Here is a 24,373-nt window from a genome sequence, read left to right on the forward strand (position 1 = left end):
AAAGATATGGAAACTTCATCTGAAGCACGCCATTGTAGCGCTCGTCGGCCTTGGTGCTAATCAGACTGACGACGCGATCCGTCCGTTCAACGTCGCCGAAGCGGATGGCAAACCGGTCCTAGCGGAAAGCTTGCGATTGCCGGCCGCATCGAAGGCGTTCAGCCAATTGTTGCCATTTGACACATTGCGAAGTGCCCTGCTCCTTGAGCGCGGTGGTCGCGGCCGCGCGAAATCTGTAGCTTCTCACCTTGGCTACTCACGCGAATCTTAGGCCGCCTGCCGAAAAATTGCAGACTAAGCAATGCCTTCGCCGTTCCCGTTTGGAGGAGTGGATATCCTCGCGAAGTGAGGACCGGCGCCGAATAGCTCGTATCACTAAGGCCGTGATGGTTCGGCGTCAGGACAAGGCGAGCGCTTTCCTGAGATGATGCATATTCTCTACTTGCGATTTAAGTCCTAACCAAGGTTAGATTTGCGAACAATACGCATAGGCTTCTCGCAGGTTTTGGGCGGCAGCATCAACTATCTGGTCCGCATCGCGTGCTGCATGACGGCCACTCTGCTCGGCACCTTAAGCCGGCGCATTTCAGCGCTACTTTCGTCCTTGGTATTACCTGTCACCTCCTGCAGGCGTGCAAAGGCCGAAAGATCGAGAGCGAGCGGCCTCAAGAGCTCAGTCACTTTTGGGCCGCCGCTGGAGAGGAATTCAAGGAGGTCTTCCTGATTAGGCTGACCTAGCATAAGCCGGTAGATCAGACGCTGCTCCTTCAGGAGCTTGAACTTTTCGAGATCACGGCTCTGCGGAAGGCTGAACACAAAGCGCTCAACATGAACTCCTTCCAAAACCCACCAGGGTGATAGGCCCGATGCATCATCCTGGAAATGCGCGTTCGCCGCGGCTTCGACGCGATTCCATAGGGAGCCAATCTCTGCGGCATCGTTGCCGAGTTGGCCCTGCAGCAGATGGGCAAGACGCCGCCGCACGGCAAGGCCCGCAAAGCGTTGGATGCGGCCTTCGCGCTGCTCAAGCTCAAGCGGGCTTGAACAGAGGTCCCAATGAAGAATCCGGCTGCACCAGGTGTGAAAATCAAGACCTTCCTGGCCGACGGACGTTGTTGCGAGAACATGCGGCCAGAAGGGTGAGTTGAAGGCATTGCGGATTTCATCCGAGCGCGGCGGTGCCTCGTCGGCCGCGCCGGTGGTTGCCCGTTCGTCATCCTCCGTCGATCCGAACGGCACTGCCGCATGGCAGCGGACGCGGATACGCGGCTCGCCTGAGGGATGAACGCTGTGAAACGAGAACGACCCCACCGAGACATTCAAGGCTTCGTAAAGGTCTTGCGCGAGTCCCCGCTCGCGTGTGGAAAGACTCTGCCGCCTCATCCAGAAATGCTCATCGAGAACGGCCTCAAGATTGCCTTCTAGGCATGCGCGCTGAAGCACCTTGACCGGCTTGCCCTTCGGCATCACCGCCCAGAACACCGGCTTATCTAGATAAAGGCGGAGCCCCTGCCATGACAGCCGGACCAGTTCCTGAAACGCGCGGTCGGTGAGCGCCTCCTTGTTATGCCTCCAGAGCGCACGGCCAAGAATAACGCCGGGGGAGGCCAGCGCGGCGGTTACGAGATCCTCAAGCTCTCTCCGGCTAATCCATTCGAGTTCTCGTTCGGCGTGCCAGTCGTGGAGCAGACCTTCTAGCCGCTGATCGCCGCTAGCAACCGCCCTCCATGCATTTCTGACCAGACCGGCGTCGCCAGCCTTCCTCTCAAGCGCCGAAAGCAGCATCCAGAGCGGCTTTCGCCGTTCGCTCTTCTTGCCTGGTCCGCGCACCACTTCAATCTTGAGCACCTTTACGGCCTGCAGGAGCTGCTTGCGCACGGCGTCGCGCGATACGCTGGCGTTAACTGCGGCCTTCGGGGGATCAACCGCCCGGATCAGGAAGGGCGATGGATGAAACAGCGCGACGGTTGGCAAACGGCCAGGTCCGGCCTGAAGGCGGCGCCGTTTCCAGACCCGGTCATACCCGCCCCCCCGCGCGAGCAGGGCTGCTTCGACACGCAGACTGGTCAGCGCCGCGACGCTTTGCGGCGTCGCCTTGAAGCGGCTGAATATAAGCAACTTTGATTCATGCCCCGCGCGCGACCAAGCGCCTCCCAGAGGCCACCACGGGATCGACGGCTTCACCCATGGAAGCGCAAGTGCCTCCGTTTCCGTCGCTTCTTTCAGCGCGCGCAGCTTGGGGCTGGGCCAACTTCGGGGGAGCGAATAATTCCTGCGGCCGTCCACGGTCAGCTTAGTGAGTGAGCGATCCCTCTTGATCTCTCCGTCACGCCACGCCTGATAGCGCTTTCCCAGCGCCTGCGCTGGCAACGGCACCGAGAGCCAGAAAGGAAGCGCCGCCCAAGCCCGCTCCGGCTTGAAGGACGTCGCCAAATGCCGGAAGACGCGGATATCCGCAGCGTCGAGTGCGGCCTCCAACTGTGTCGTGTGTGCGGTGTCATCAGAGGTTGGCTCCCGCTCCATACGTGACACATACGGCGCGAGCATGGTTTGAAGCTTGGCGCGCAAGGCGCTGGCCTCCTGCACAAACGCGGCTGACTCAGGTGAGCCCGGTGCCGCCCGCGCGATGGAGAGGATGGCGTTGCCGAATTTTGCGAAGGACTCTTTGGCTTCGGCCTGCAGCGCCGCGCCGGATGAGCCGCCCAAAAATTCCAGAAGATCAAAAAATTCACGGTTCGCTTCCGCACCACGATTCTCTTCGAGGCGTGTAGCAAAGAGCTTGTAAGGTGTCGCGGAAAGCAGAAGCAGGCCCGGTGGAGAATCGCCCGGCTCGAACAGCGCGCCGATCAGCGCATCAGTCCGGTTCACCTTGGCGAGCAAGTCGCGGTAACGCTGGAATTCATCCATTATCACGAGGTCCGGCGGTTGAGCCGTAAGAACCGTATAAGCAAGCGCGCGGCGCAGCCGACCGACGAAGCGACCTCGCGGCCCGCGCGCTGCTTCGGGCAATTGCGTTTTGGGATCGCCTTTGAACTCCTTCGTCAAGGCGGCCTTAAAGGCGTAAATGAATTTGCGCGGCAGGTTCGCTACGGGCTCACGATTTCTGCGGACAAGCCCCTCCCAATCCGAGGTGACGTTGCACTGCATGGTCTTCTCAGGGAATTGGCGCATGAGATGCGGGTAGGTCCGCGTCAAGAGCGCCGAGAGGAACGCCCGCTCTTCCTTGCGACCCGCATGGAGCCGCGTGGTCTTGCCCGGAAATGACGTGCCGGGCGTGAGCGCGTACAACGCGACCGGCGCCTTGGGCTTCGGGAGCAGCGGAATGAGATTCAGGCGATCCGCATGCGCGACCGCTTCCTTCTGGTCGTCTTCCGATAGAAAATTGACCAGCCGCCCCCGGTTCTGATGCGCGACGCGCTGTCCGTTCGTGATGTAGTACACAACGAAGGGCGCGCGCCGGTTTGTCCCTACTAGCCGTTCGATGATTTTCTGGGCGACGACCGTCTTTCCAAGACCGACCTCGTCGGCGATGAGAAAGCGGCGCGATGCGTTTTTGTTGCTGAGTGCCGCACTGGCCGCCAGAACCGCAGCGCTCTGAAATGGCTTAGGTTCGGGCATCAGCATTCCTTCAGCAATTCGCCGCTGACCACGGACCAGACGGATTGAAAATCGCGCAAGCGGTCTGCCTCCCCCAGCGGCAGCGCATCAGCCTCGGCAAGGATCGGCCCGAGATAGGTATCGATGCGTGCGCCCGCTCGCTTGAAGCTCGCGCGATCGCGCGCCCAGCACGCCAGCATCGCATCAAGGGTAAGAATGCCTGGATCGAAAAGGCTCGCTTGCAAGCCGGAGCCGGGTACGGCCTTATCCCAGGGCTCGCCCGCTTCACCGATACCGCAATCGCCTCCAAGCAGCGCCGCGATCCAGGCGAGAAACGCGCTCATGCCGAGATGACGCGCGATGGCGTGACGATCACGTTCGGCATCCAGGGGCGGCGTGACATCTACGCATTGAAGCCAACTGCAGGACAGCTCGCCCAGCGCAAGGCGGAATTGCACCAGTTGCGTCTGGAGACTCGCCGGAAAGGTCCCGAGGTGCAGGGAGGCCTGACCACGCGGCCACGAAATAAGGTTCGCCGTTGCCAGCCCCGCTTCGACAGAGACGGCCTCATCCGCCGGGTGCGGCGGCTTACCGGATTCAAGGACAAACACATTGTCCTCGCGGCGCAGGCCGCCGCTCCAGGCGGCCACAAAGCGCTTGCGCGCCTTATCCAGCTGCTCGGCCGCTGCATCTTCTTCCGGCGCCTTCAGGTTCTGAAGTTCGGCTGCCGAAACCGGGCGGGCCTCATGCAACAGCGCCTCCAGCCCTTCGAGCATATGCGCGGGTGCCGAGGCTTCCGCGATCACCTCCACGTTGACGCCCATCCACGCGCGCTGCGTGGCGTTAGCGCTGCCGACCCATAGGCGCAACGCTTTGGCTTTGCGCACCGCAAGGATCTTGGCGTGAAGGCCGATCACAAGCTGTTCGGCTTCATCCTCCGCGGCATCCGCGTTGTCCTTCTCCGAAGAAGACGGTTCAACTTCTTCCTGCGGCGGGGATTCCAGAACAAAGATTCGGTCGCCAAATCCCGCAAGCGGTTTTGCGGCTTGGCCCGCAAGTTTGGCCAACTCCGTGCGCGTTGTGAGCAGCGTGCGTTTGGTCTTCGCCCCGCCCCAGCTCCCGATCGCTTTCACGATGGTCCCGTCGAGAAAAGGACTGACGGCGATCACCTCATCGGCATCTTCGATCTTCGGAAACGCCGCGGTGCTTTCTTTGCCCTTAGTGAGCATGACGCGGTCGACGCGGAACTTGTCCGGCTGAACCCAGCGCACTTTGGCCAGGGCGGCCTTGAGCTTCGCCGGCCGAAATCCGTCGAGCTTTGCGTGCTCCGCAAGACGCGCGGCCATCTCGCCGATCCCGCTCACGGGGGCGGCATCGGATTTTGGATCATCGCTGCTGGTCAGAAGCAGACCGAATTCGCGGTTCATGGCCGCGGTCAGGTTGCGGCTTCCGAGCCAAAGCCGCCATTGATCGTCCACCGCGCTGTTCGAAAATCGCACTAATGCGATCTTCGGATGCCAGCTTCGCTCATCCTCATCGAAATCAATCTCACGGATGAACTGATCGAGAATTCCGGCGAGGCCAGGTACGCGTTTCGGCCGCGCGAGACGCCCGCGCTGAATAAGAATGCGCACCTTGCCGCGCAACAACTCGACGGCTTCCGCCAAATCCGCCTTGCCGCCGCTTCCCTCGTCGTTGTCGAGGCCCGCGAGCGCCAGAAGCGCCGCCACGACCGAGACCAGATCGGCGGAATAGCTCGCAAGAATAGCGCCGGTCACCACACTGCCCGGCGCCGGACGCAGCGCATCAAGGTAAGCCTGGTTTGGCCATACGCCGCTCATGCCGCCGCCCATAAATCGCCGAGCAGGCCACGCACCACAGCCCAGCGGTAATGCAGGGGCTCGGCCGGTGTGTGTTCTTCATTATTCCAGTCGAGGCGGCGGCTAGCCCCCGTGATGCGCGACAGGCGAGCCCGCTGCGTCTTGCGGGCGCATTCGGCGCGTTCGTACACATCACGCAGGGCCATGAGATTGCGCGCGCCGTCATTCACCCATTGCAGCGTGCTATCCAGGGCCTCCGTCACGGCTGGGGGAATGGTGCCAACGTCATCGATGAGCTCCGGCAGGCGGAGCCGCCCCGCGGCAGCTCCGTACTCTTCAAGGACAGCCGGCAAATGCGTGCGGTGGATGCGGGAGGTGGGCTGGCCGTCTTCTTCCTCGCGCAAAGTCTCGACGAGTGCGGCGTACACGCCACGGCCCACGGCAGCGAGCGCGGCCGCCTGGCCAGCGCGGCGCAGCTTGGCGGCATCCTCGGGCGCAAGCTCGGCAATGCCGGGCGCATAGCAGGTATCCGCGCGGGCCTCGCGGCCCGCCGCGAGCCGCGCCAGTACGCTAAGATGCGTAGGCCGCGCCGCGGGACGCAGATTGACGAACTGGCGGTGCAGGAATTCCGCTTCGCGCGGCGCGAGATCGAAGGTCAAAGGCTCCGAGCCGCCCCAGTCGTCAGGAGGCGGCGGCAACGCCACAAAGGGCAGATCGGCGCGCTGAAGCGCCTGGCCCTCATCATCGAAGGCCTTGCGCTGTTTGCGCTGCAGCAGCGCATGGAGCTGCGCCCGCGAAGGCATGCGCCCATCTGGCTTACGAAGAATGCCCCAGGTACCGAGGGCCGCCCAGTAGCTCACGGAAGGCGGCTGCGTGGTCGGACGCGGGTGATTGAGCCCTCCGATAACGCCCCGCTCCTTGGCTTGCTTGAGCCGTCCCGCCAGGCGCACCTCGTACCGCTCGAGCCGCTCGGTGGCACGGCCGGTGGCGGCTTCCTCGGACAGTGATTGGTAAATCCAGGGAACGAAAAGCGCGTAGCGAAGCCGCGTGTGCAGCACCGACGTGCCCGGGAAAAAATAATCCGCGTAACGTTGATGAAGGATCAGAAAACCGATCTCGTCCCGCACCCCCTCGCCCGCGCCCGAAAGTTGCTGCTCGGCACGGCGCAGTGCATTGCGTGACAGATAAGTCCAACCGAAAACCGACACCCCCGCTCCCCCTTGAGCCAAAATATAATGCCCAAGGAGGTTGAGCACAACCACCGGTTACAGCACGCCCACCTAAGATTTCTTCGTTTCGAACGTGACCTTGCCGCCGGGCCCCAGCATCGCCTGAAAGACCGCGATGCCAGGGTTGACCGCCTTGGCCAAGGCGATGATTTCTTTCTTGTCGGCCTCTATCATGGCTGCGCCGAGATAGAGCTCTGTGATTTCTTCCGGATGATACGGAAGCGTATTCCACGGCTCTTCGCCCTGCTGAAGCGGGATGGCCAGACGATATTCGCTCTCGTGCTGCCAATCGAGCGTCTTGGCATAGATGATCTTCTCCATGATCGTCTGGTAGCGCGCGTCCCTATCGCCGAAGAGACTGCCCGCAACAAACTCTAAGACATCGTCATGAAGCGGAGGCCGCTTGGCGCGATAGACGAAAGTTTCAAACCTCTGAAACTTGGAATCCTTCGCTACGTTCGCTTCGATGCGCAATGCGATGCCCTTGTGGTTCTCAGCGTAGCCGGACCACATCTTTTCTGAATCGCGGTGAGTCGTGACACAGAGTACGCGCCAGCCTTGCATGAAAGAGTTGACGTCTGTGATCGTCGCCTCCGCGGTCGCGCGCAGCCGGTCCATGTCATAGATGCCGTCCATCGCGCCTTTGGCGATCTCCGCCTTGATGCGGCCGACGGCCGACGGATCGGCTCGCAACGCCGCCTGCATGAGCGCCAATCTTTCTTTCATAGGCGATGCGCAAGTTGGAGGCGCATCGAGGTTCGCGGCAATTACATCGATCACGCCCTCGCTTGCGCGCTTGCAAGCCACCTCGAGCGCTTCCGGAAAGATACCTTTAACGGTTAGGTCTTCCGTGTCGTTAAAGTCCGAGGGCCTAGCGTGCTTGAAGGTTTGGTTGCCGAGCGTTAGTTTTGCTCCCTGGACATCGAGGTATTTGTATAGTGGAGGCAGAGCCATGATCGATCGGCTCCCCTTCAAACGAGTCATCGCCGACGGCCACCGCTGCAGGGCAAGCAGCGTGGTCAGGCAGGTGAATAGACGCCATGCAAGCGAAAATTATCCAATGATACGTAGATTGTCACCGTAGAGGCGCAGCAAAGAAGACCTTCATCTCTTGAATTCACGTGTCAATCCAACGTCTCCTCCGCTTCGGTTTGGAGGAGCGGTGATCAGTCGCAAACTGAAAGGACCTGCCGCTCGGACATGACGCCCCGTCGATCCGCTTTGCTCAAACCTGGTGGGGTCGGCTTTAATCGCTCGGCCCTTCTTTACGATCGTGCGCGCTGCAATACTCCAACAGTGACGTCGCAATGGATTTCGTATTTCTTCTGCGATAAGCCAGTTCACCACGCCGATCAGAATTCTCAACGCGATGGGGGCGAGAGAAAGTCGACTAAACTACCCTAAACTGCGCGATGCCACCCGCTCGTACTACTCCCACTCAATCATTTAGGACTGCACTACCGCGTTGACTTGCAAGCACAATGTCTCAAAGCTGACGGACAGATCCCGACGGTACATCCGACCTAACTTTTCAGTCTTGAATTCACAGAAAAATTTGCGTGCCTCTGAGAAAAGGCTCCTTCGCCAACGATCGGAGTCAATCGATTAAGTGAACGCGTGTGCTTGGTTGCAACCGTCCCCCACCGCTTCTCACGCCTTTCATCCGATACCGTCAATCGTCATCAGTTCTCAGTCGATTGAGATAAGGCAGGCTCACGACTTCGGTCAGTTCCTCGATGCGGAAGGAAGTGAGAACAACTTCGCCAAACTAGGCCAAACTGCGCGATAGACCCCGGCTACTTCGTTCCCCTACCCGTGGCATCACGAACGTCACAGCGGCCAACGACCTGGGACCGCAAGACTGCGCTCACTCTCTGCGGTCCACTATTATCGACAGACAATATGCGATGATCACGCGAGTGATGTTCGCTCTAACGCTCAGCTTTTCGGAACTGGCCGGGATTGCGGGAGCGAAACGAACGCAATTGCGGACACTTTGCAAAAGCTCGTCTTGTCGTCGTGAGCGGACATCGGATCAGCACGATCGGATCCAAAATTCAAGACCGCTAGCCTATATCGACTAACGAGGAGTCCGGTCGATGCCCGCGAGCTAACCTGATCGAGCGACGTTGCGTCATCTCACGGTGACTCGTCACTTGTTTGCGGACCGTCCATACTCCCAACCCGCCTGCAAAGACCTTAGAAATACTCAGCTTCTCTGCGCGGCCGTAATCACAGTTCACAAACCCACGGTCGAAAGCTATGGACCCGCGGCCCTTCAGCCCGGACGCGTGTTGGTGCATGGGCGGAGGCACCCTTCTCCATAACTGCTAAGAAACCGCAAGATCGGAAAATCGCCCTTCACCCTCGACGTAACTAGGGTCGAAAGCCACGGTCACTACTCCTGAGGACATGCTACCGGTAGCCTCCGATCAGGAACTTCAGATTCAATCAATTTTCGGCTAAACGGTGAAAACATTACCAGCAACCAACCGATGTAACGTCTTTTTTGATCGACAAACTATTGTCTTATTTTCTTCCCGGTTTGCATCAAGGGCATCCCGGCCGGCCTGCTGAACTCGGCCGGCATATTGCGCGCCCGCGTCTGCGAATTCGTCTTTGAGCGTATCGGCTCCCTCCCGAACACTTTGCGGGACGGCCCCGGCCCGCTCGCTCAGGTCTTCCTTCAAGCTGTCGCTCAAGCACTCGTCCTCGACACTGGACCGGGCTGGCGAAACGCCTTGGGCATCGACGATGTTTCTAAGACAACAGCGCCACTCTCAATCCCAAAACTACGCAAGCTGCGGAGCAAAAAGACAACGCAGCCAAAATGAGATCGGGTTGCGAGCCGTGCGCCACAATCTCATGCCCTCCTGGCCCGCTCAAGTCGTCGGCCTATGCCGCGCAGCTCAGCAACTTTACTAGTTTTTGTGAGAAGGAACGGGCTAGAGACGCTATAGCTGCGGGCTGTGTGTAACCTCCACTCCATCACGACAAATCAAGAGGCCATCCGCGCGCTGTTCCGCGTGGTGAACCGCTATGTCGGCAACCCTCGCGCCAATGCTGGGCGTGTTTCCCGATTATCCCGCGCCGGTCATTCGGAATGCAGGGCACCGAACGCCAGTTAGTCCTGATGCGCTGGGGCATGCCGCCACCACCGCAGATAGGCGGACCACCGGTGCAACATCCGCAACACCTCCTCGCCGCATTGGCGCGGCTGGCCGAAGCCGGAAAACCGACGCCTGGTGCCGTTCAAAAGTTTTGCCGAATACGCGCCAGAGCCGAACCCGGAGACCAAGAAGAAGGACGTCGTCTGGTTCGCAATCAACGACGATCGGCCGTTGATGTGCTTTGCCGGCATCTGGACCGAATTCAAGGGTGATCGCGGGACGAAATCAAAGCCAGTCCCCAGCCCGCACAACGTCTACGGCTTTCTCATCACGTCGCCGAACGCCGTTGTCAAACTGATCTAACCGAAAGCCATGGCGGTCATATTAATGACTGACGAGGAGCGCGACGTTTGGATGCGCGCCCCATGGGAGGAGGCCAAGGCGCTGCAGCTACCGCTGCACGATGATGCTATCAGGATAATTGCCCGCGGCCCTGATAAGGAAGACACAATCGCCGCATGAAGTACGCCACCGCTCGCCCCTATGCCGCGGAGATTGAAAGCCGTCAAAGCTAGGGACTGCGACGGCCGCGGCGAGCTGGGCGGACAAATCTCTGCCCCGCTATTGGCACTGTCCAGAAGTGGCTGCGATATTTAGCTACGGATCAGGGCCCGGCCTGCAGAGCCCGCAGGTATTGTGCGCTCGGGACGATCCGATCGGATTGCATGACGTACCAGCGGAACCGGATGCTCCCGGCCGATGCCTTGAGCTGGTCGAGCACCCGCAGGGTGTCGGGGGGCAGGTGAACGCCTTCCTCGAAAATCAGGTCGAGCGTGCGGCTTGTCGCGCCTTCCACCCGCACGCCGCCCCGCGTGTGGCCGAAGCGCCCACGCAACGCTGCGAAATAGTCATCGACCGTCGCGGTCAGGCGCGTGGGGTCGGTGATCCAGGTGCTCTTAATGGAGATGGTATCCGGCCGGTGGATCACTTTTATCCGGCGGCCGATTTCGGGTACGCAGTGGAACTGACGCCGCTCGCCACCTGATCCCTGCTTACGGCACGGCCGGGGATTTGTGGCACAGTTTCTTCCTAGTGTGGTTTCCGCGCGCACAACAGCGCCGGCACCACATCCGCGCTCGAGTAGCGCCCCTGTGACGCGGAATAGCTATGTACATTCATGTTCATGTTTTTTATTTTAGGCAAGATCGCGCAGTTCAGTGCGCGGGCTCCGGCTCCCTTTCTTTCGGATCGGGCGAGGTCACCGGCGCGACGCGTGCCGGTTTCTCGGGCGGAAGATTCTTCAGCAGCGAATCCGCGACGCCTTTTAGATCCGCCTCGGTGTAGCCCAGGGACTCCGAGAATCCCGTGCGGCCCTCGGGTCCAAACGTGGTCTGCAGGATTGAGCGCGCCTGCGACAGGTCGAACGAGGACGTGAGATCCTTGCCGAGCTGCTGGGGGCCCTTCTGTTCATACAGCCGCACGTTCGGGTCGCCGCCGGCAATCGCGCCGAACAGATCGACGATCTTGCCGAGCTGGCGGGCTGCGTCCGTTCCGCCCTTGGTGCTGCCCGCCTTCACCTCTGTGATCTCGAGCGGCTTCAGTTTCCCGTTCGCGCCCGGCTCGGCCACCATCGTGTCCACCTCGCCGAGGCTTTCCCACACGGCGCCATCCTTCTCGAACAGCTTCACGCGGGTCTTCGACACTTCTTTGTTCAGCTCCGCGTCGGTGATGTTGGGCTTCTCTTGGCGGATACGCGCCTCTTCCGCTTTCGTCCAGTCCCGGATCGACTTGTACTGTCCGACCACGCGGACGACCTGCAGGCTTGAGATGAACTGCACGGTCTTTTGGCCCGCATACCTCATTCGCAACTGCGCACGCTGGACCGCTTCGCCGAGCGCGCCTTGCGTCTTGTGCGAAGAAACCTTTTCGCCGAGTTCCGAGATGGCTTTCCGCAGGGCACGCATCAGCGCCTGTGGGTCACGTGCCGCCAGGGCCTGCTTGATCTCCGCGCCGTCGAGCGCGCCCGCCTGCTTCAGGATGGACTTAATTGCCTCATACTGTTCCGCGCGCACGGTCTCGCGTAGCGCCGGGTCTTTGATCGTTTCGGCCTGAATGAGCTTTGCGCGAGCGAGCTTCAGTTGGGCTTGCGCGAGATCACGCGCCGCGGACGCCTTGGCCTCGGCCGTCATGCCCTGCTCTGTCAGGTACCGGCCGAGATCGCCGCCGCGGGCCGCCTGGCCTTCGACGGCGCGGTAGGCCGCTGTGTCGCCAGCTTTCGCCCTGAACTGCGCGAGGCCCTTTTGCGCGCTCTCGGGAAGCATCTTCGCGAGCGCATCGAGGACCTGCGTCGGCGTCGTGCCCTGCGAAGTGCTTTTCGCCTTCGACAACAGCTCGCCCGCCGTAGCACCGCCCGACTTCGCGACACCGCTGCCAGGCTCGGCTTCGGCCGCCCTTACGCCGGCCTCCGCGCGTGCCACGCCGCGCTCGGCGCCAATCTTCGCGAGCTTGGGCCCGGCCAGCTTGCCCACGCGCCACATCACGAGGAACAGCATGATGTCAAAACCGACCTGGCCCGCTTTCTTCAGGAACTTGTCGCCGGCCGCCTTCAGCCCTTCGATGGTCGTCGCACGCCTGCAGTCGTCGTTGAAGTCCGACCAGGCTACAGCGAAGCCGTAGATGTCTTCGATCGCGAATTGGGCGAGCAACGCCACGGTGAGCGCGCCCGCGGCGATCTTCGTGATCCACGATGGGTCGGGCGTCAGCCACAGGCCGACGTAGATGGCCATGATGACGATGAGCGTGATGACGAACTTGGGATCGGTGAAAGCGTTCTTCGCCGCCTCCGCCACCGCGCCGAGGAAGCTCGTGTCCGCGACCTTCAGGGCCATGGAAAGCTTCATCTCGGTGGTCACCCGCGCGTAGTCCGCCTTCTTGCCCTCGTCAGGCGACATTTTGGCGAACTCGACCATGAGCTTCCGGTCCGCCGGCGAGATGTGGCGCCAACCGGGCTCATATTTGAACTCCTTCTCGAAGTCCTCCTGGGTTTCGAGTTGGCCGGGCGATTCCGGCTCGGGCACGGACGCGATGAACTTCTCGTACTGGGCGATGACTTTCGCGATGACTTCCTCAGTCACCTTGCCGCCGGGACCCGACTTCAGCGTGCCTTCGATCTTGTCGCGGTTCTGGTCGAGGAACTGCGCGAACCGCACCCACGACCGACCGCCTTCTGTGGAAAACTGCGGGTCGACCACAACTTCGCGCAGCGTCTGGAAGAGATGCACCAGCTCGGCGGGATCTTCCCTCGACGCAGGGTCGCTCCCGTGCATCATCTCGGCGAGCTGCCGCCAGATCACCTCTTCTTCAGGCGTGAGGCGCGGCCCGCCGCCGGACTGCGCACCGCCGGCCGTTCCCTTGCCGCCCGTCTTGCCTTCGGCGGCGCCGATGCCATCGCTGCCGCCGCCACCCGCGCTTTCGGCCTTGCCGCCGCTTCCTTCGCCTTTTTGCGCGCTGGCGCCTTCCTTCTCGCTCTTTCCGGCGCCCTCAGTGGCGCCGCTTCCTTTGCCGCCACCCACACCGCTTGCACCGGCGGCCGCGCCCTTGCCAGCACCAGGCCTTCCTTGCACGACGTGCACGATGTAGGTGTAGGATTTCTTGTACTTCGCGCCAGGGGGAGGAACCCACTCGGCGATGTAGTGATTTTCGTTCGCCGTTCCGCCGAGCGGTGGATCGGCTTTGAGGTTCGTCACCTGATACACGCCCGGCGCGGGCCGGCCGTTGTAGACGAGGGGCAGCACGAGCGTGCTCTTGCCATCGAGCTCGAGTACGACGAGATCGCGGTCCACGTAGATAGTGATCTTCGTGATCGTGATCACCTGCTCCGCCTTGCCCTTGGCCTGGATGAGCGTCGTGGGCGCACTGGTCTGCTGAGCCACGTGCACGAGCTCATGGGCCAGCAGAGCCTTGCCGGACTGGGTGTCGGGCCGGTACTGCCCCGAGTTGAAAACCACGTGATGGCCAGCGGTGTAGGCCAGCGCGCCCACCTGCTCGGCGGACCGGTTGGCCTGCAAGTCGGCATGCACCCGCACATCGCTTAGATCGAACCCGGGCCGAGCCGGCTGTGGCGGCGGCGCGTGTAGCAGCGCCGAAGATTTCGCGTCGGCCTCATGTTCCCATGCCTCTTCGCGCCGGTTGCGGGTGGCAGAGCCCGACTGAACACCCGGTGCGTACGCCAGCTGGACACCTGCCGGATGCGCAGGCACACTTGCAAACTGCTGGCCCATGCGCGGCTCGAAGAATGCTCGAGTGCCGGCGTCCAGCGGCTGACCGGGAGAACGGAGAACTTCGCTTACGTGAGCCGGCGCGCCGGGTGGCGCGTCGTCGCTGCGGCGATTGCGGCATCCGAGTGCGCCGTGCGAGGAGTCTTCAGCAGCCCGCCGTCGCCCGGGAGCTATGAATTGGCGCGAGCTCATCTTTTCGAGCCGAGTCGCATCGGGCGGAGGATCATCTCCAGGACGGCGCTTGTATTGCACTTCGACGGGGCGCGCACCAGACCGCAACAAGTGGGTCATCGCCTGATTGCCGACGGTCTGCTGAAGCCGGACCCATGGATTGACGGCAGGCTGCGGCCGCGGTCCGGATGAAGCGGACCTTTGCGGAGCACCGATGTTCGCCTGCCGTGTTTCGGTGCCTTTTACCATCCGCGCAATCCTTCCGCGCGCACGCTTGTTCTACTTCGCGGCACGCGAGCCCGATTTCCTGAACGCACCCTCGATGTCGATCGCGCCCGGTCAGGACCAAACATCATGTGAAACACTCCCGACTCGCCCGACACCAGTTCAAACGAACACGATGGATGATGCAGGTGGGCAATCGTAGTCGCCAGCAGGCGGGCGGAACTCGCTGACAGAGGCGCAGCGTCTTGCGAAAGACTGTAGTGCCGGAAGAGATGAGAGCCGTGCGTGAGCTCGCCGGTCGAGATGCGGATCCCGAGAGACGTATTGACCACGTGAATGGCGTTCGACCCTGATTGAGGAGGCAGAGACATGCTGAACTGCAGGGATCGAGCGCGCCGTTCAACAATTGAACTGCTTCCGCTAATTCGCGGATGTGCCTTGGATGCAACAAATCGAATCCGGATGGCCATTCGGCGCGCCCCTTCAGTCCGATTGCGAGCATCGCAGTCAGCACCAGCAGCGTGCCAGCGGTAGGAAGGAACCAGGCCCGCGTGTTCCGCCCAGACGTCTGCCGTGGCGATGCTCAATGAAATCCACTGCGCCTCGAAGAAACCCCAGAGATAAGGACGCGTAGAACCGCCCCTGAAGAATTCGAAGCAGAATCGTCCAGCGGCATAGACGAGGACGTAGAAGGTGAACGCCGTGCCTGGCGGATATCCCTCGATGATGGCGACGATGCCGGTCACGACGATCAGGAGCGCGAATCCCGATTCGACGGCCTGGATTGGGAAGAGCTGCACTCCCTCGAGGTGCTCAGCGAATCCAGCAGCGACGTGTTCGTGACCATACGTCACGCCCCACCGCCAGGGCTGCCCATGGCAGCAGCCCACCATCAGGCACCCCACTCGGCCGAGCGCGAGAAACAGCCCGACGCCCAGAATTGCCACGTCGAGATACGGAAGGACGGCTTGGCCGGTCCCACGAAGAAAGACAGTCACCATCACAATGACAGCAATCTCGTGGCGGTAATAGATGATGAGTTCATGGCCCACGATGATCTTTGTGATCATCGTGAGCCCTAGAAATGTCAGGATCACAACGCCAGTCATCCCTAACAGCGTGAGCTGTGAGAGTCCCAGGTAGGCGACGAGAACAGAAGATTGCACGAACGCCAGAAGCAGACCCGTGTAGCCGCAAACCTGGAAGGCCGGACGTGGCTTACCGAGAAGGGTGACCGAAGGACTCATCATGGTTCCTTTTTGACCCACGCAGTCTTTTCCGCGCGCTCCATCTTCACGCTCCCGGCGGCTTCGGGGTCTTCTTCTTGACCGCGAGCGGCTTCCCTCCGGGCCTTGGGCCACTCACACCGGGACCACCAGCTGTCTTGGCGATCGGAGGGGTTGCCATCGCAGTCTTGATTCCAGACGGCAATTTGGCCGATGCGCCATTTATGTTCGTCACCGTCACGTCGAACGCTCCGGTCGCGCCGACCGGCACGTTCACCGTCAACAGCAGCGTCTTGGGGTCCTTGACCAGGGTGTGCTTCACGACAATGTCCGGCCCGAGGCTGGCAACCGTTCCGCAACCGAAACCCGATCCCGTCACGATGACTTGTTGATCGGTCCCATCGGCCTTGAGCGAGTTGGGATCCGCTTTTGTGACCCCCGGCGTCATGCCTTCGCACAGCCACCAGAACTGGCTGTATGACAGCACCAGCCGGCGGCACGAGCAGTTATCGATTTTCTTGATGGTGCCTTCCGAATTGACGGTCACCGCGGCCAACCCAACCCACGGCCCGCAGTGGCAGTCGGGACAATCGGGGACGTCTCCCTGCGCCAGCAGTTCCAACTCAGGCGATCCCTGATTGTTGTACCCGGCCGTCGGCTTGTTGGTGCTGTCGCTGCACGGTGGACATTCCTGCAACACGCCAATCTCATAGCCGTCGTGCCAGCGTGAATACTCGCAACTCGAGTCGCTGCAGCCGCACCCTACCGGCTGCACGCGCACTGGCCGCGTCATGCACTGCTTGTATTTCACAGCGATGAACAGCGTGGTGGCTTCCGGCAGCGTGAACACCTGGCTGCACCAGGGGTCCACGGCGTCCACGCAAGGATCGCCGGTCACTCCGCTCACCCCCGACGTACGTAGATCCACGGTTCGCGAGCAGTCCAGAATGATCTCATCGCCGTACGGACCGAGGATGTAGCCCGTCTGCACCTTAATCTGCCACGGAACAAAGGGTCTCGTCGAATCGGAAACGGCGGGACTTGGCACCGGGCACACTAGGGCTCCACACACGACTCCCCAGCCGTGCAGCAGGCGATTGTGCCGGCGCATGCGATCGCGGAAATAGTTTTGTTCCAGCGTCAGATCGTCGGGCGTAATCAGTTGGCGCGGATAATAGCGGGGCAGCTCCGCAATGCTGCTGTCGCACAACGTATCCTGGCAACCACAGCCACAACTCGAATTGTGTTTCATGCTTCTCCTCCTTCGTGCGGATCAGGGCTTCCCGCCACGTGCCTGGTTCTGTCCCTGGTTCAGGAACGCGAGCAACAGTTCGTAGAGGAGATCGTTGCTGTAGACGATCGGCCGGATCGTGATGTCAATGTTGCCCTGCTCGTACTTGCCACCGGGTTCGGGGATGCGAATGTTCGCGAGGGGTATGCAGCAATCACCCGGTGGCTTGGTACACGAATTCGTCACATAGATCGCCAGGGCTCCGTAGTTGATTTGCCCGCTGGAGATCACATCCTGGATGCGTGATGTCGTCGGTGCCGGCGCCAGTTTTCCATCATCGATCTCGATTCGATAGGTCTCGCGGATCGATCCCGGGGAGCACAGTCCGCCGGTATCGCAGTCCCCGCCCATGGCTGGAACTGGATCCGATGGGCACTCGTGATAGCACACCGACAGGTGGACATAGTTGTCGTCGCAGCAATAGCCCGAGTCGGTGCCACCGTTGGGCACCTCCGCGGCCGTTCCGACCGGCGGTGTGGATCCGGTCGCCGGAGCCGCATCTGGATCGGGCAGGGTAACGAGATATGGCTCGCAGATCAGGATCTCTCGTCCGCACTTGTCGATCGCCTCGCCGGGCTGCACCCACGCTGTGCGCGTCCCTGGCACGATCTGCACGCCCATGCCGCACACCACGCCCCACCCGGTGACGACACGGTTCAACATCCAGCGCTTGTAGTTGAAATAGTGCTGCTCGCGTTCGAAATGCACTACGTCCAGCAGCTTGCCGTAGAAATAGCGATTTCGGATCGGCGGACACATCTCGACACAGTCACAGTGTTGTGGATTGGTTAACATCGCTATCTCCTCGCCTCTTTCGCAAACGTGTTCAACTCAGCTGAGTGGACTCGCCCAATCGGCTTTGCCCCACGCGGGTCGCCATGGCGCCTGCCAGCACCGTGTCTTCGCCCAACCCTTGAGCGTCGCCCAGCGACAAGCTGCGCGACGGACCACCGACGACAGAATCAATCCCCAATCGGCTCTCGAACCCCACACGCATGCGGGGTTCAACGATGCAAAGCTGGTAGGTCGTGTGAGCGGGTTTCTCCTGTTCGATCAAGGCACGCACGCGCGGGAGCACGTCTGCACACATTACTTGGCCGCGATACACCAGCACGCTGAACTGGTACGCAACATCGCTGAACAAGGGCGCGCCGAATTCGTCGACCGTAATCAGGTGCGATTGATCGAGTACCGCGCTGGTGCCAACGACCGCTCCCTGCGGCTGCGCGGGAGCCAGCATGGTCGTGAATCCAAGAATCGAATTCTGTGTGTGCTCCCAGACCGGGGTGCTCCCTGTGAACGCTTCGCCGGCACAGGAATCACAACAGCTCTCAGGGCTGGCAGGCAGCGCCCACCATGCGGCGTTCAGGATCGGCTCTTCGATGACAGCATCAACGCCGGCAAACAGCTTCAGCGTGCGCCGCAGCCCGGATGCCGTCCCGCGCTGCGCATAGAGCTCGAAGATTTCTCCCAGGATGCGCCGTTGTTTGGCCGTGGACCAGTTCTCGTCGAGTTCCAGTCCAAGCCATTCAGCTAGCCAACGAAGAAAGCGTTCCGGTGTCGCCTTTGCGTCAAAGAGGATGGGCATCGCGCCGATTTCATCTTCGACGTCCTGATACATGCTCTCGAACAGCGACAGCAACCGCAGCAGAAAGTCCCCACACGGCATTTCGTCGCGGTAGATCACGGGCAGGTCGCCGAGATACGAATCGCGGTCAAACTGCACCCGAATTTGCGAAAGGATCGGTGTGGCGCTGCCGTCTCCGGAGAATTGGGCCGCCACCCACAAGTAGGTTTTCGGATCGCCACCCACGTATATGTCGTCGAGGTCGGTGGCCGGCGGACGGGCGCACTGTCGCCATTTCGGATCGCCCAGCGGATCGATGCTTGCGCCACTGACCTGCGGACCGCTGCCAGCATCGTTTGAGGTGAAGACAAGGAATTCGACGTGCGTGTTGTCGGCGAGCGGCGCCAATTCGGCTCGGAGCCGCTGCCAGTCGACCTCGGGATGGTCAAGGTGAATCGGCGACTCGGTCCAGAGATACCCCTTCTCCGCATATGCAGCATCGGTCGCGAGTTGAAGTGGCGCATCCGTTGTTCCGGCATGCACCCACAGATTGCCTTTGCCATCCAGAGCCAATGCCGCGACCGGACCGTCGTACCCGCGCGCCTCGGAAACCCAAACGGGACTCTCTCCGAAACTGAACTGGAAGATCCGACGCGCCTGATTGTCCCCGACGTAGAGGACGGAGCCGGATGCTGACGCGCCAAGTGGCGACTGCAGCGTGCCCGCGCCCATGCTGAGCACCGCGCCGTGCGGCGTCATCACTGGATTGCCGTTCACGTCAAAGACAAACACCTGACTCGGCGACGATGCTTCGACGACGAAGATCCAGATCGCGCCGGACACGGTCGCGGTACATATGTCGACCGGACGCGTCAGCGTGTGTGCGGCAAGAACGTTCTCCCAGAACGTCTCGACCAGGTCGCCGGTCGCATTCCATTTCTGGACACGCGCGTTTTCGTAGTCGAGCACGTAGATGCTGTTCTCCGAGTCCGCCGCCAAACCCCACGGAGTGTTCAAGCGGCCCGGGACAGAACCTGGATGCGTCGCAGCGGCATTCGGCTGGCCCAGAACTCCCAGGAGTTGACCGGTTTCCGGATCAAAGATCTGGATGCGATGGTTGCGACTGTCAGCGGCGAAGAGGCCGCGGCGATTCTTCAGCAGCACGAGCCCTCGCGGCGTATTGAGTCGACCTAGTTGTTCGTCGTGACCACTGAGGCAAGGCAGCGGACACACGTTGCCGTCGCAACCCACAATCTGGCGGACGCGCTGGCCGTCGGGATCGCTGAAGTACACACTGCCGTCGGCTGCCACTGCTATTCCGGACGGACCGGAAGGCGCAGCGGCCGCCTTGATGCTCTGCGGCACGGCGCCACCGAGCAGCGGCAGGGGCATTAGTTCGAGCGCACCATCTTCGCGACGAACCAAGCCTTGCCGCTTGAAGCCAGCCCAGTGGCCGTCGCGATTCAGGTACAAGTACGTCGGCTTGTCAGGTTGAGCCATGGCTATCAACTCTCAATTCCTATCCAGCCAATTCGCCAATCCTTGAAAAGCATCTTGTCTACCGTAAGCAAGTCGGTCCTGGTCGCGACGACGGTCCACAAGAAGGGGAAGATATCGACCCAGAAAGACTGCGGTGTGGGCGCCGGATGTGTCGCCACGTCGATCAATCCGTCGAGTAGGTAGTAGTTCGGTCGATCGCCTGTGCCTTTGTGCGGGCGATCGCCTATCAGCCGCACCGTGTATTCGGGCGTTGCCTGAAATCCCGCCGAACTGGTGTTGACCTTGGTGGAGATGCGGACCGGCGGGAACTGCAATTGTGTAGACGCGAGGTCCACTTGAACCGGCGGTTCTACTCCGCCGAGGTACTCAATGTGCCAATTCTCCGCAGCAGGAGCAAATTCTCCGCACGCAATGTAAGGCTGTTTCGAGGGGCGAGCGTTGCGCCGTTGCTCCACCGAGACTGGCTGCTTCAACTGGCAATTAAAGACCTCGATGCGAGCAAGGACGATGAACAATCCCTTCTGGATACGATCCTTGAGCTGCGGGTCCGTTGGCTGCGTGCCGTCGTCGTTCAGCCGCACCCAGCAGAACACCGGTTCTTCGCGCAGGCGCACGACTCCCATGGGGAGACAGATTCCGTCGCGAGTTTCCGCGGGTTTCAGCAACGTATCGTCCGGATATGAAACTGTCAGGTGATAAAAGGCAGAGGCGCCGGCACCGTTGTCCGCGACCGGCGGTATCGGCTCGACATGGGTCTCCGTGAGGGTGATTTCCTGGCCGAGCGAATTCAACGCGTACCCGGAGGAGACCGTCACCTCGCGATCTCCCTTGTTGCCAGAGACGGCATAGCCGCTGCCAACGCCAGGCTGGTGCAGGCTCTGATTGTGCAGCCACCGCATTTCGCGGTTGAAGGCTTCGAGCGCCTGGAGGTCCGACGCGAACAGGCGCTGACCTTTGAAGAACTGGATCCGCTCGAGGAATTGCGTCCCGTAGACCGCCATATTTGCCTCTCACATGTTCACGTTGCCAACCGACACTTTCTCCAGCACCAGGGGAAGCAGGAATTTATTCAGGATGCGCAGCCGCATAGGCACATACGGCAACGTTTCCGGCATCTCGCACGCGACCCACTGCACATACAGCTTCTGCTGAAGCGCGAATGGGAAGAAGTCGTCCGGCCGGCTGATGACAGACAACCCAGCAGCTTCATCGGACACGATTGCGATTTCGATCACCGGCCGAGACGGGGGGAACCACATTCGAAACGTGAAGCCATTGGCGGATTCGTCGGTCAAGCTGGAGAACATATCCGGCAGAAGCCGGACGGTGTTGCGATTAAACAGGGGCCCCGCGAGCCATGCGAAGTAGCAGGGGCGTCGCCTGAAACCTGCGGCCGACGTGTCGATTCTAGTCTGGACGCCAACCGCGGTTCTCTGAACCGCTGCTCCCGTCGCTGATTGCGGAACATCGATTGTCCACGGCTCCCACGCGGTTTTTGCCGGCAGCGTGGCGCCTGTCGCGATCCCCGGCCGCGCAAGTGGTCGCGCTCCTGGCGGGACGAAGTCTGTCTTCACCAAGGGTTTTCCCGTGGCGTCGTAGATCACCTGTGCCAGGGGCACGCCATCGCGGACCCGCGTGCGTTCGAGCGGCATCCATTTGAAGCTCACAGTGGATGACCCGTCCGTTCCGCTGGTTGCCCAACAGATCTCCTCCATTGCTTCAGGATGGCAGTCGCGCCTGTCCTCGTACCGGATGAGAAGGACCAGAGTGACAGGAACCGGCGGTACGTTCACGGGAACGGGCACGCGCTGCGGGCTGTCGACGATTAATTCGCGCCCGAAGCAGTCCACGCCAACACCTTCGGTCACATTGAGGCCGACCAGAGCGCCACCGGACGCAATCGCGGAAGCAGTCAGCCCTTGATACACGCCGTACGCATCATGGAGCGCGCGGTTGTGCCACCAGCGGTGCTGCGCCGTGTCGGCGAGCTGATCTCGAAAGTCGAGCGAGCGAAGCATTTGTCCGTGCCCGTAACGGATCCGTTGCAACGCACGTTTTTCTAAATCGCACATATTCGTTTCAATCCACTTCGATTTGATGGGCTCCCGCCTGAACCAGCCATGTCGGCCCCAGACAGACATTGCCGCACTGTGCCTCGCACGGCTCGGCAATCAGTTCGAGTGACACGATGTGATCGACACCGGCGACGCGGTCGATTACCTGCATGATTTCTGCTCGGTAGACGTCGCGGCCAAACGGCCAGCCGGTGCCATCTGGTCCACCAATCAGCGGATCGAGAAAGCGATTCAGTGCGTCCACGATGTTTTTTTCCACCGCGGACTTGTTGCCCTTCGCCGCGGCCTGAACCGTAGCGTTCACCGCTACCTCGACGTAGGTTGGCCCCGCCACCTCGACGCGCGTGCCGATCACCCGTCGCCGGCGCAGATACTTCGCCACGGCTTGTTTCAACATCGGACCTGGAGTCGGGTTTCCGACAGGCAAGTACGGCAGGACGATAACGGTGATCATCCCCGGAGCCTGGAAACACGGAAAATCCGGATGCAGGTTTGCGCGAGCCGTCACGCGCGCGATGCGTGTGCCCGGCGTCTCCATGGCCAGGCGTTCGTAGTCCGCGAGGGTTACGGCGCGTTGCGTGGTCTCGACAAGCGTGATCGCGCGCCCTGCAGCGTGCGCCACCGTTTCCGCTGCCGTACCGCCTGCCGCAAACAGTGTGTTCTTTACAGCCGCGATTTGTTTCCTGACCGCACTCCAGCCATCGGGTGTGGCACCGGGGTTATAGAGCAACGCCCGATTGTGGTCTGAGTCGGCAAGACGCGTGACGACCCCGGCGGCCACATTGCCCGCATCGGCATGTGTGGCGCGATACTGCGCGAAGATCGCCGCATCCTGCGCCGGAACGTTGCTCGTTTGCCCGCTGCCGAATCTCACCTCGCCAGACGTCGGATCCAAGAGAACGGCAAAGTCGCTCCACGTCGAGGAAGCGAAATCTTCGCGCAGCGTCCAGCGCCGCCAGACGCCGTTCTCGGTCGTGTGGAGCGAAAAGCTGGACTCCTGCGCCAGCAGTTCAGGCAACGTGAATCGCTGCTCGGGACCACCGGTCCCGATCCCAAGCAGCACCGCGTCCAGGTTCAACGATCCCGGGCGGCCTGCTGACGGCGCCTGGAAGGCGCGGATCAAAAACTCCGGATCATCCGCATGGCCACCACCGAAATTCAGTGACACGATGTTTCCAACCGAGTCCAGCTGGAGCTGCAGGCGGGTGATATCCCCGGGCTTAGGCAGGCCCGGTGACGAGTGCGTGACCGTTGCGCCTTTCGCCATGACGAGGGCGGCTCCAACCGGCACAGCCTGTTCCGCAACGACGCCGTTGAACGCGATCGCTTGTAGAACTGGAGGCGCCTCGTACGCGCCCGCGACCACGCGACAGCGCAGATACCACCACGGTGTTGGGAGGGCGCCGACACGCCACTGCCCCATTGCCGATGGCATGGTGAAGACGATGTGGCCGTCCAGCGTGAACGCGCGCGTCTGATCCTCGACGTGTGCTGGATCCAACGTGACCCACGCCTCGCCTGTGCTGGATGCCAACAGGATTTCCCAGACCGTTCGGACGCTGTGGTGCGCGGGCACCTGTGGGTCGGCGTCGCCTATTGCGGCGGGCGCGGTGGGCTTTGCGCAGGGATTCGCTCGACGAGGAGGACAGTCGTGTTCGCGCTCGCAGGCCTCGTCCTGCAGGCGCTTCCGCTCCTCCCATCCGGAGCGGCCGTCAGCAAACGTGAAGTGCAAGCGAACGGGAACATCCGCCGGCAGTGCGGCATTGAGCGCGATGTAGAGCTCAGATTGTGGCGCGGCCGCCGCCCCAAACGGAAGAACCGGATCGCCACGACGCCACGCGACGGTGAGATCGTGAAACCCCGTCGCATCCTTTGATTGAATGCCCACGATACCGCCGGCAACAGCCGTTATCGGCTCCAGCGTGCGGAAACGACTCTCACCGCCCTCGAGATCGTCACCGGCGAATTCAAGTGTGGCCTTCAGCGGAAGCGGCGGCGTGCCTGTGGGGAATGCCACGCTGAGCACAGTCCGCGCCGGGGCCGGTGGCTGTGGGGTCACGCCAATCAATTCCAAGAACTTGCGCTTGTGGCGATCGGAGATCTGGTTCACCCCGAAGATGTCCATCTCCGCCACCCACGCCAACAGTTCCATCAGCGTGATTCCCGGATCGTGGACGTTGTGATCCGTCCATTCCGGGCCAAAGACCGGAATGAGCGCGCGACCCTCCTCTACAAGGTCCGCCCAGCGCCGATCGTCAAGATTGGGCAATACCAGCGGCATTTCT

14 protein-coding genes and 1 pseudogene are annotated in these 24,373 nt (G+C 61.4%); 1 reads left to right on the forward strand and 14 read right to left on the reverse strand.

The window, feature by feature from the left end; translation table 11 throughout:
• Window positions 1-522: 522 nt before the first annotated feature.
• The 5 genes from ACVIIV_RS28200 to ACVIIV_RS28220 all read right to left on the reverse strand — a co-directional run bounded on the left by ACVIIV_RS28200 (window position 523) and on the right by ACVIIV_RS28220 (window position 9,348).
• Entirely contained in the window at window positions 523-3,618 is a 3,096-nt protein-coding gene (locus ACVIIV_RS28200; RefSeq protein ID WP_456747061.1) for a helicase, read from the reverse strand.
• On the reverse strand, window positions 3,618-5,438 hold the full coding sequence (locus ACVIIV_RS28205) for a phospholipase D family protein (RefSeq protein WP_456747062.1): 1,821 nt from the start codon (window positions 5,436-5,438) through the stop codon (window positions 3,618-3,620). The genes ACVIIV_RS28200 and ACVIIV_RS28205 overlap by 1 nt, the downstream gene beginning before the upstream one ends.
• Window positions 5,435-6,625 (reverse strand): DUF6361 family protein, encoded by a 1,191-nt coding sequence (locus ACVIIV_RS28210; protein WP_456747063.1) that lies wholly within the window; start codon window positions 6,623-6,625, stop codon window positions 5,435-5,437. Before ACVIIV_RS28210 ends, ACVIIV_RS28205 begins: the two co-directional genes overlap by 4 nt.
• Window positions 6,626-6,697: 72 nt before the next feature.
• Entirely contained in the window at window positions 6,698-7,600 is a 903-nt protein-coding gene (locus tag ACVIIV_RS28215; RefSeq protein ID WP_456747064.1) for a DUF2971 domain-containing protein, read from the reverse strand.
• A gap of 1,508 nt (window positions 7,601-9,108) precedes the next feature.
• Complete coding sequence (locus tag ACVIIV_RS28220) at window positions 9,109-9,348, reverse strand: hypothetical protein (RefSeq protein ID WP_456747065.1); 240 nt, start codon at window positions 9,346-9,348, stop codon at window positions 9,109-9,111.
• A 267-nt stretch (window positions 9,349-9,615) separates the two neighbouring features.
• Here ACVIIV_RS28220 and ACVIIV_RS28225 point away from each other — a divergent pair.
• A pseudogene (locus ACVIIV_RS28225) lies at window positions 9,616-10,278 on the forward strand (SOS response-associated peptidase family protein).
• A gap of 142 nt (window positions 10,279-10,420) precedes the next feature.
• Here ACVIIV_RS28225 and ACVIIV_RS28230 read toward each other — a convergent pair.
• The 9 genes from ACVIIV_RS28230 to ACVIIV_RS28270 form a co-directional block, all read right to left on the reverse strand.
• Entirely contained in the window at window positions 10,421-10,744 is a 324-nt protein-coding gene (locus tag ACVIIV_RS28230; protein ID WP_456747066.1) for a hypothetical protein, read from the reverse strand.
• A gap of 226 nt (window positions 10,745-10,970) precedes the next feature.
• On the reverse strand, window positions 10,971-14,036 hold the full coding sequence (locus tag ACVIIV_RS28235; RefSeq protein ID WP_456747067.1) for an eCIS core domain-containing protein: 3,066 nt from the start codon (window positions 14,034-14,036) through the stop codon (window positions 10,971-10,973).
• A 410-nt stretch (window positions 14,037-14,446) separates the two neighbouring features.
• Window positions 14,447-15,676: a prolipoprotein diacylglyceryl transferase family protein gene (locus ACVIIV_RS28240; RefSeq protein ID WP_456747068.1), complete on the reverse strand. Its 1,230-nt coding sequence runs from the start codon at window positions 15,674-15,676 to the stop codon at window positions 14,447-14,449.
• Between the two features lie 46 nt (window positions 15,677-15,722).
• Entirely contained in the window at window positions 15,723-16,907 is a 1,185-nt protein-coding gene (locus ACVIIV_RS28245; RefSeq protein WP_456747069.1) for a hypothetical protein, read from the reverse strand.
• A 21-nt stretch (window positions 16,908-16,928) separates the two neighbouring features.
• Window positions 16,929-17,741 carry a hypothetical protein gene (locus ACVIIV_RS28250; RefSeq protein WP_456747070.1) on the reverse strand — a complete coding sequence of 271 codons (813 nt, stop codon included), beginning with the start codon at window positions 17,739-17,741 and terminating at the stop codon, window positions 16,929-16,931.
• Between the two features lie 31 nt (window positions 17,742-17,772).
• Window positions 17,773-20,013 carry a phage tail protein gene (locus ACVIIV_RS28255; protein ID WP_456747071.1) on the reverse strand — a complete coding sequence of 747 codons (2,241 nt, stop codon included), beginning with the start codon at window positions 20,011-20,013 and terminating at the stop codon, window positions 17,773-17,775.
• Window positions 20,014-20,018: 5 nt separating this feature from the next.
• A complete protein-coding gene (locus ACVIIV_RS28260) occupies window positions 20,019-21,014 on the reverse strand; it encodes a hypothetical protein (RefSeq protein ID WP_456747072.1) in 996 nt (331 codons plus the stop codon).
• A gap of 9 nt (window positions 21,015-21,023) precedes the next feature.
• Entirely contained in the window at window positions 21,024-22,154 is a 1,131-nt protein-coding gene (locus ACVIIV_RS28265) for a hypothetical protein (protein WP_456748936.1), read from the reverse strand.
• A complete protein-coding gene (locus tag ACVIIV_RS28270) occupies window positions 22,093-24,369 on the reverse strand; it encodes a putative baseplate assembly protein (protein WP_456747073.1) in 2,277 nt (758 codons plus the stop codon). The genes ACVIIV_RS28265 and ACVIIV_RS28270 overlap by 62 nt, the downstream gene beginning before the upstream one ends.
• Window positions 24,370-24,373 lie beyond the last annotated feature (4 nt).

The organism is Bradyrhizobium sp. USDA 4354 (genome assembly GCF_054060315.1).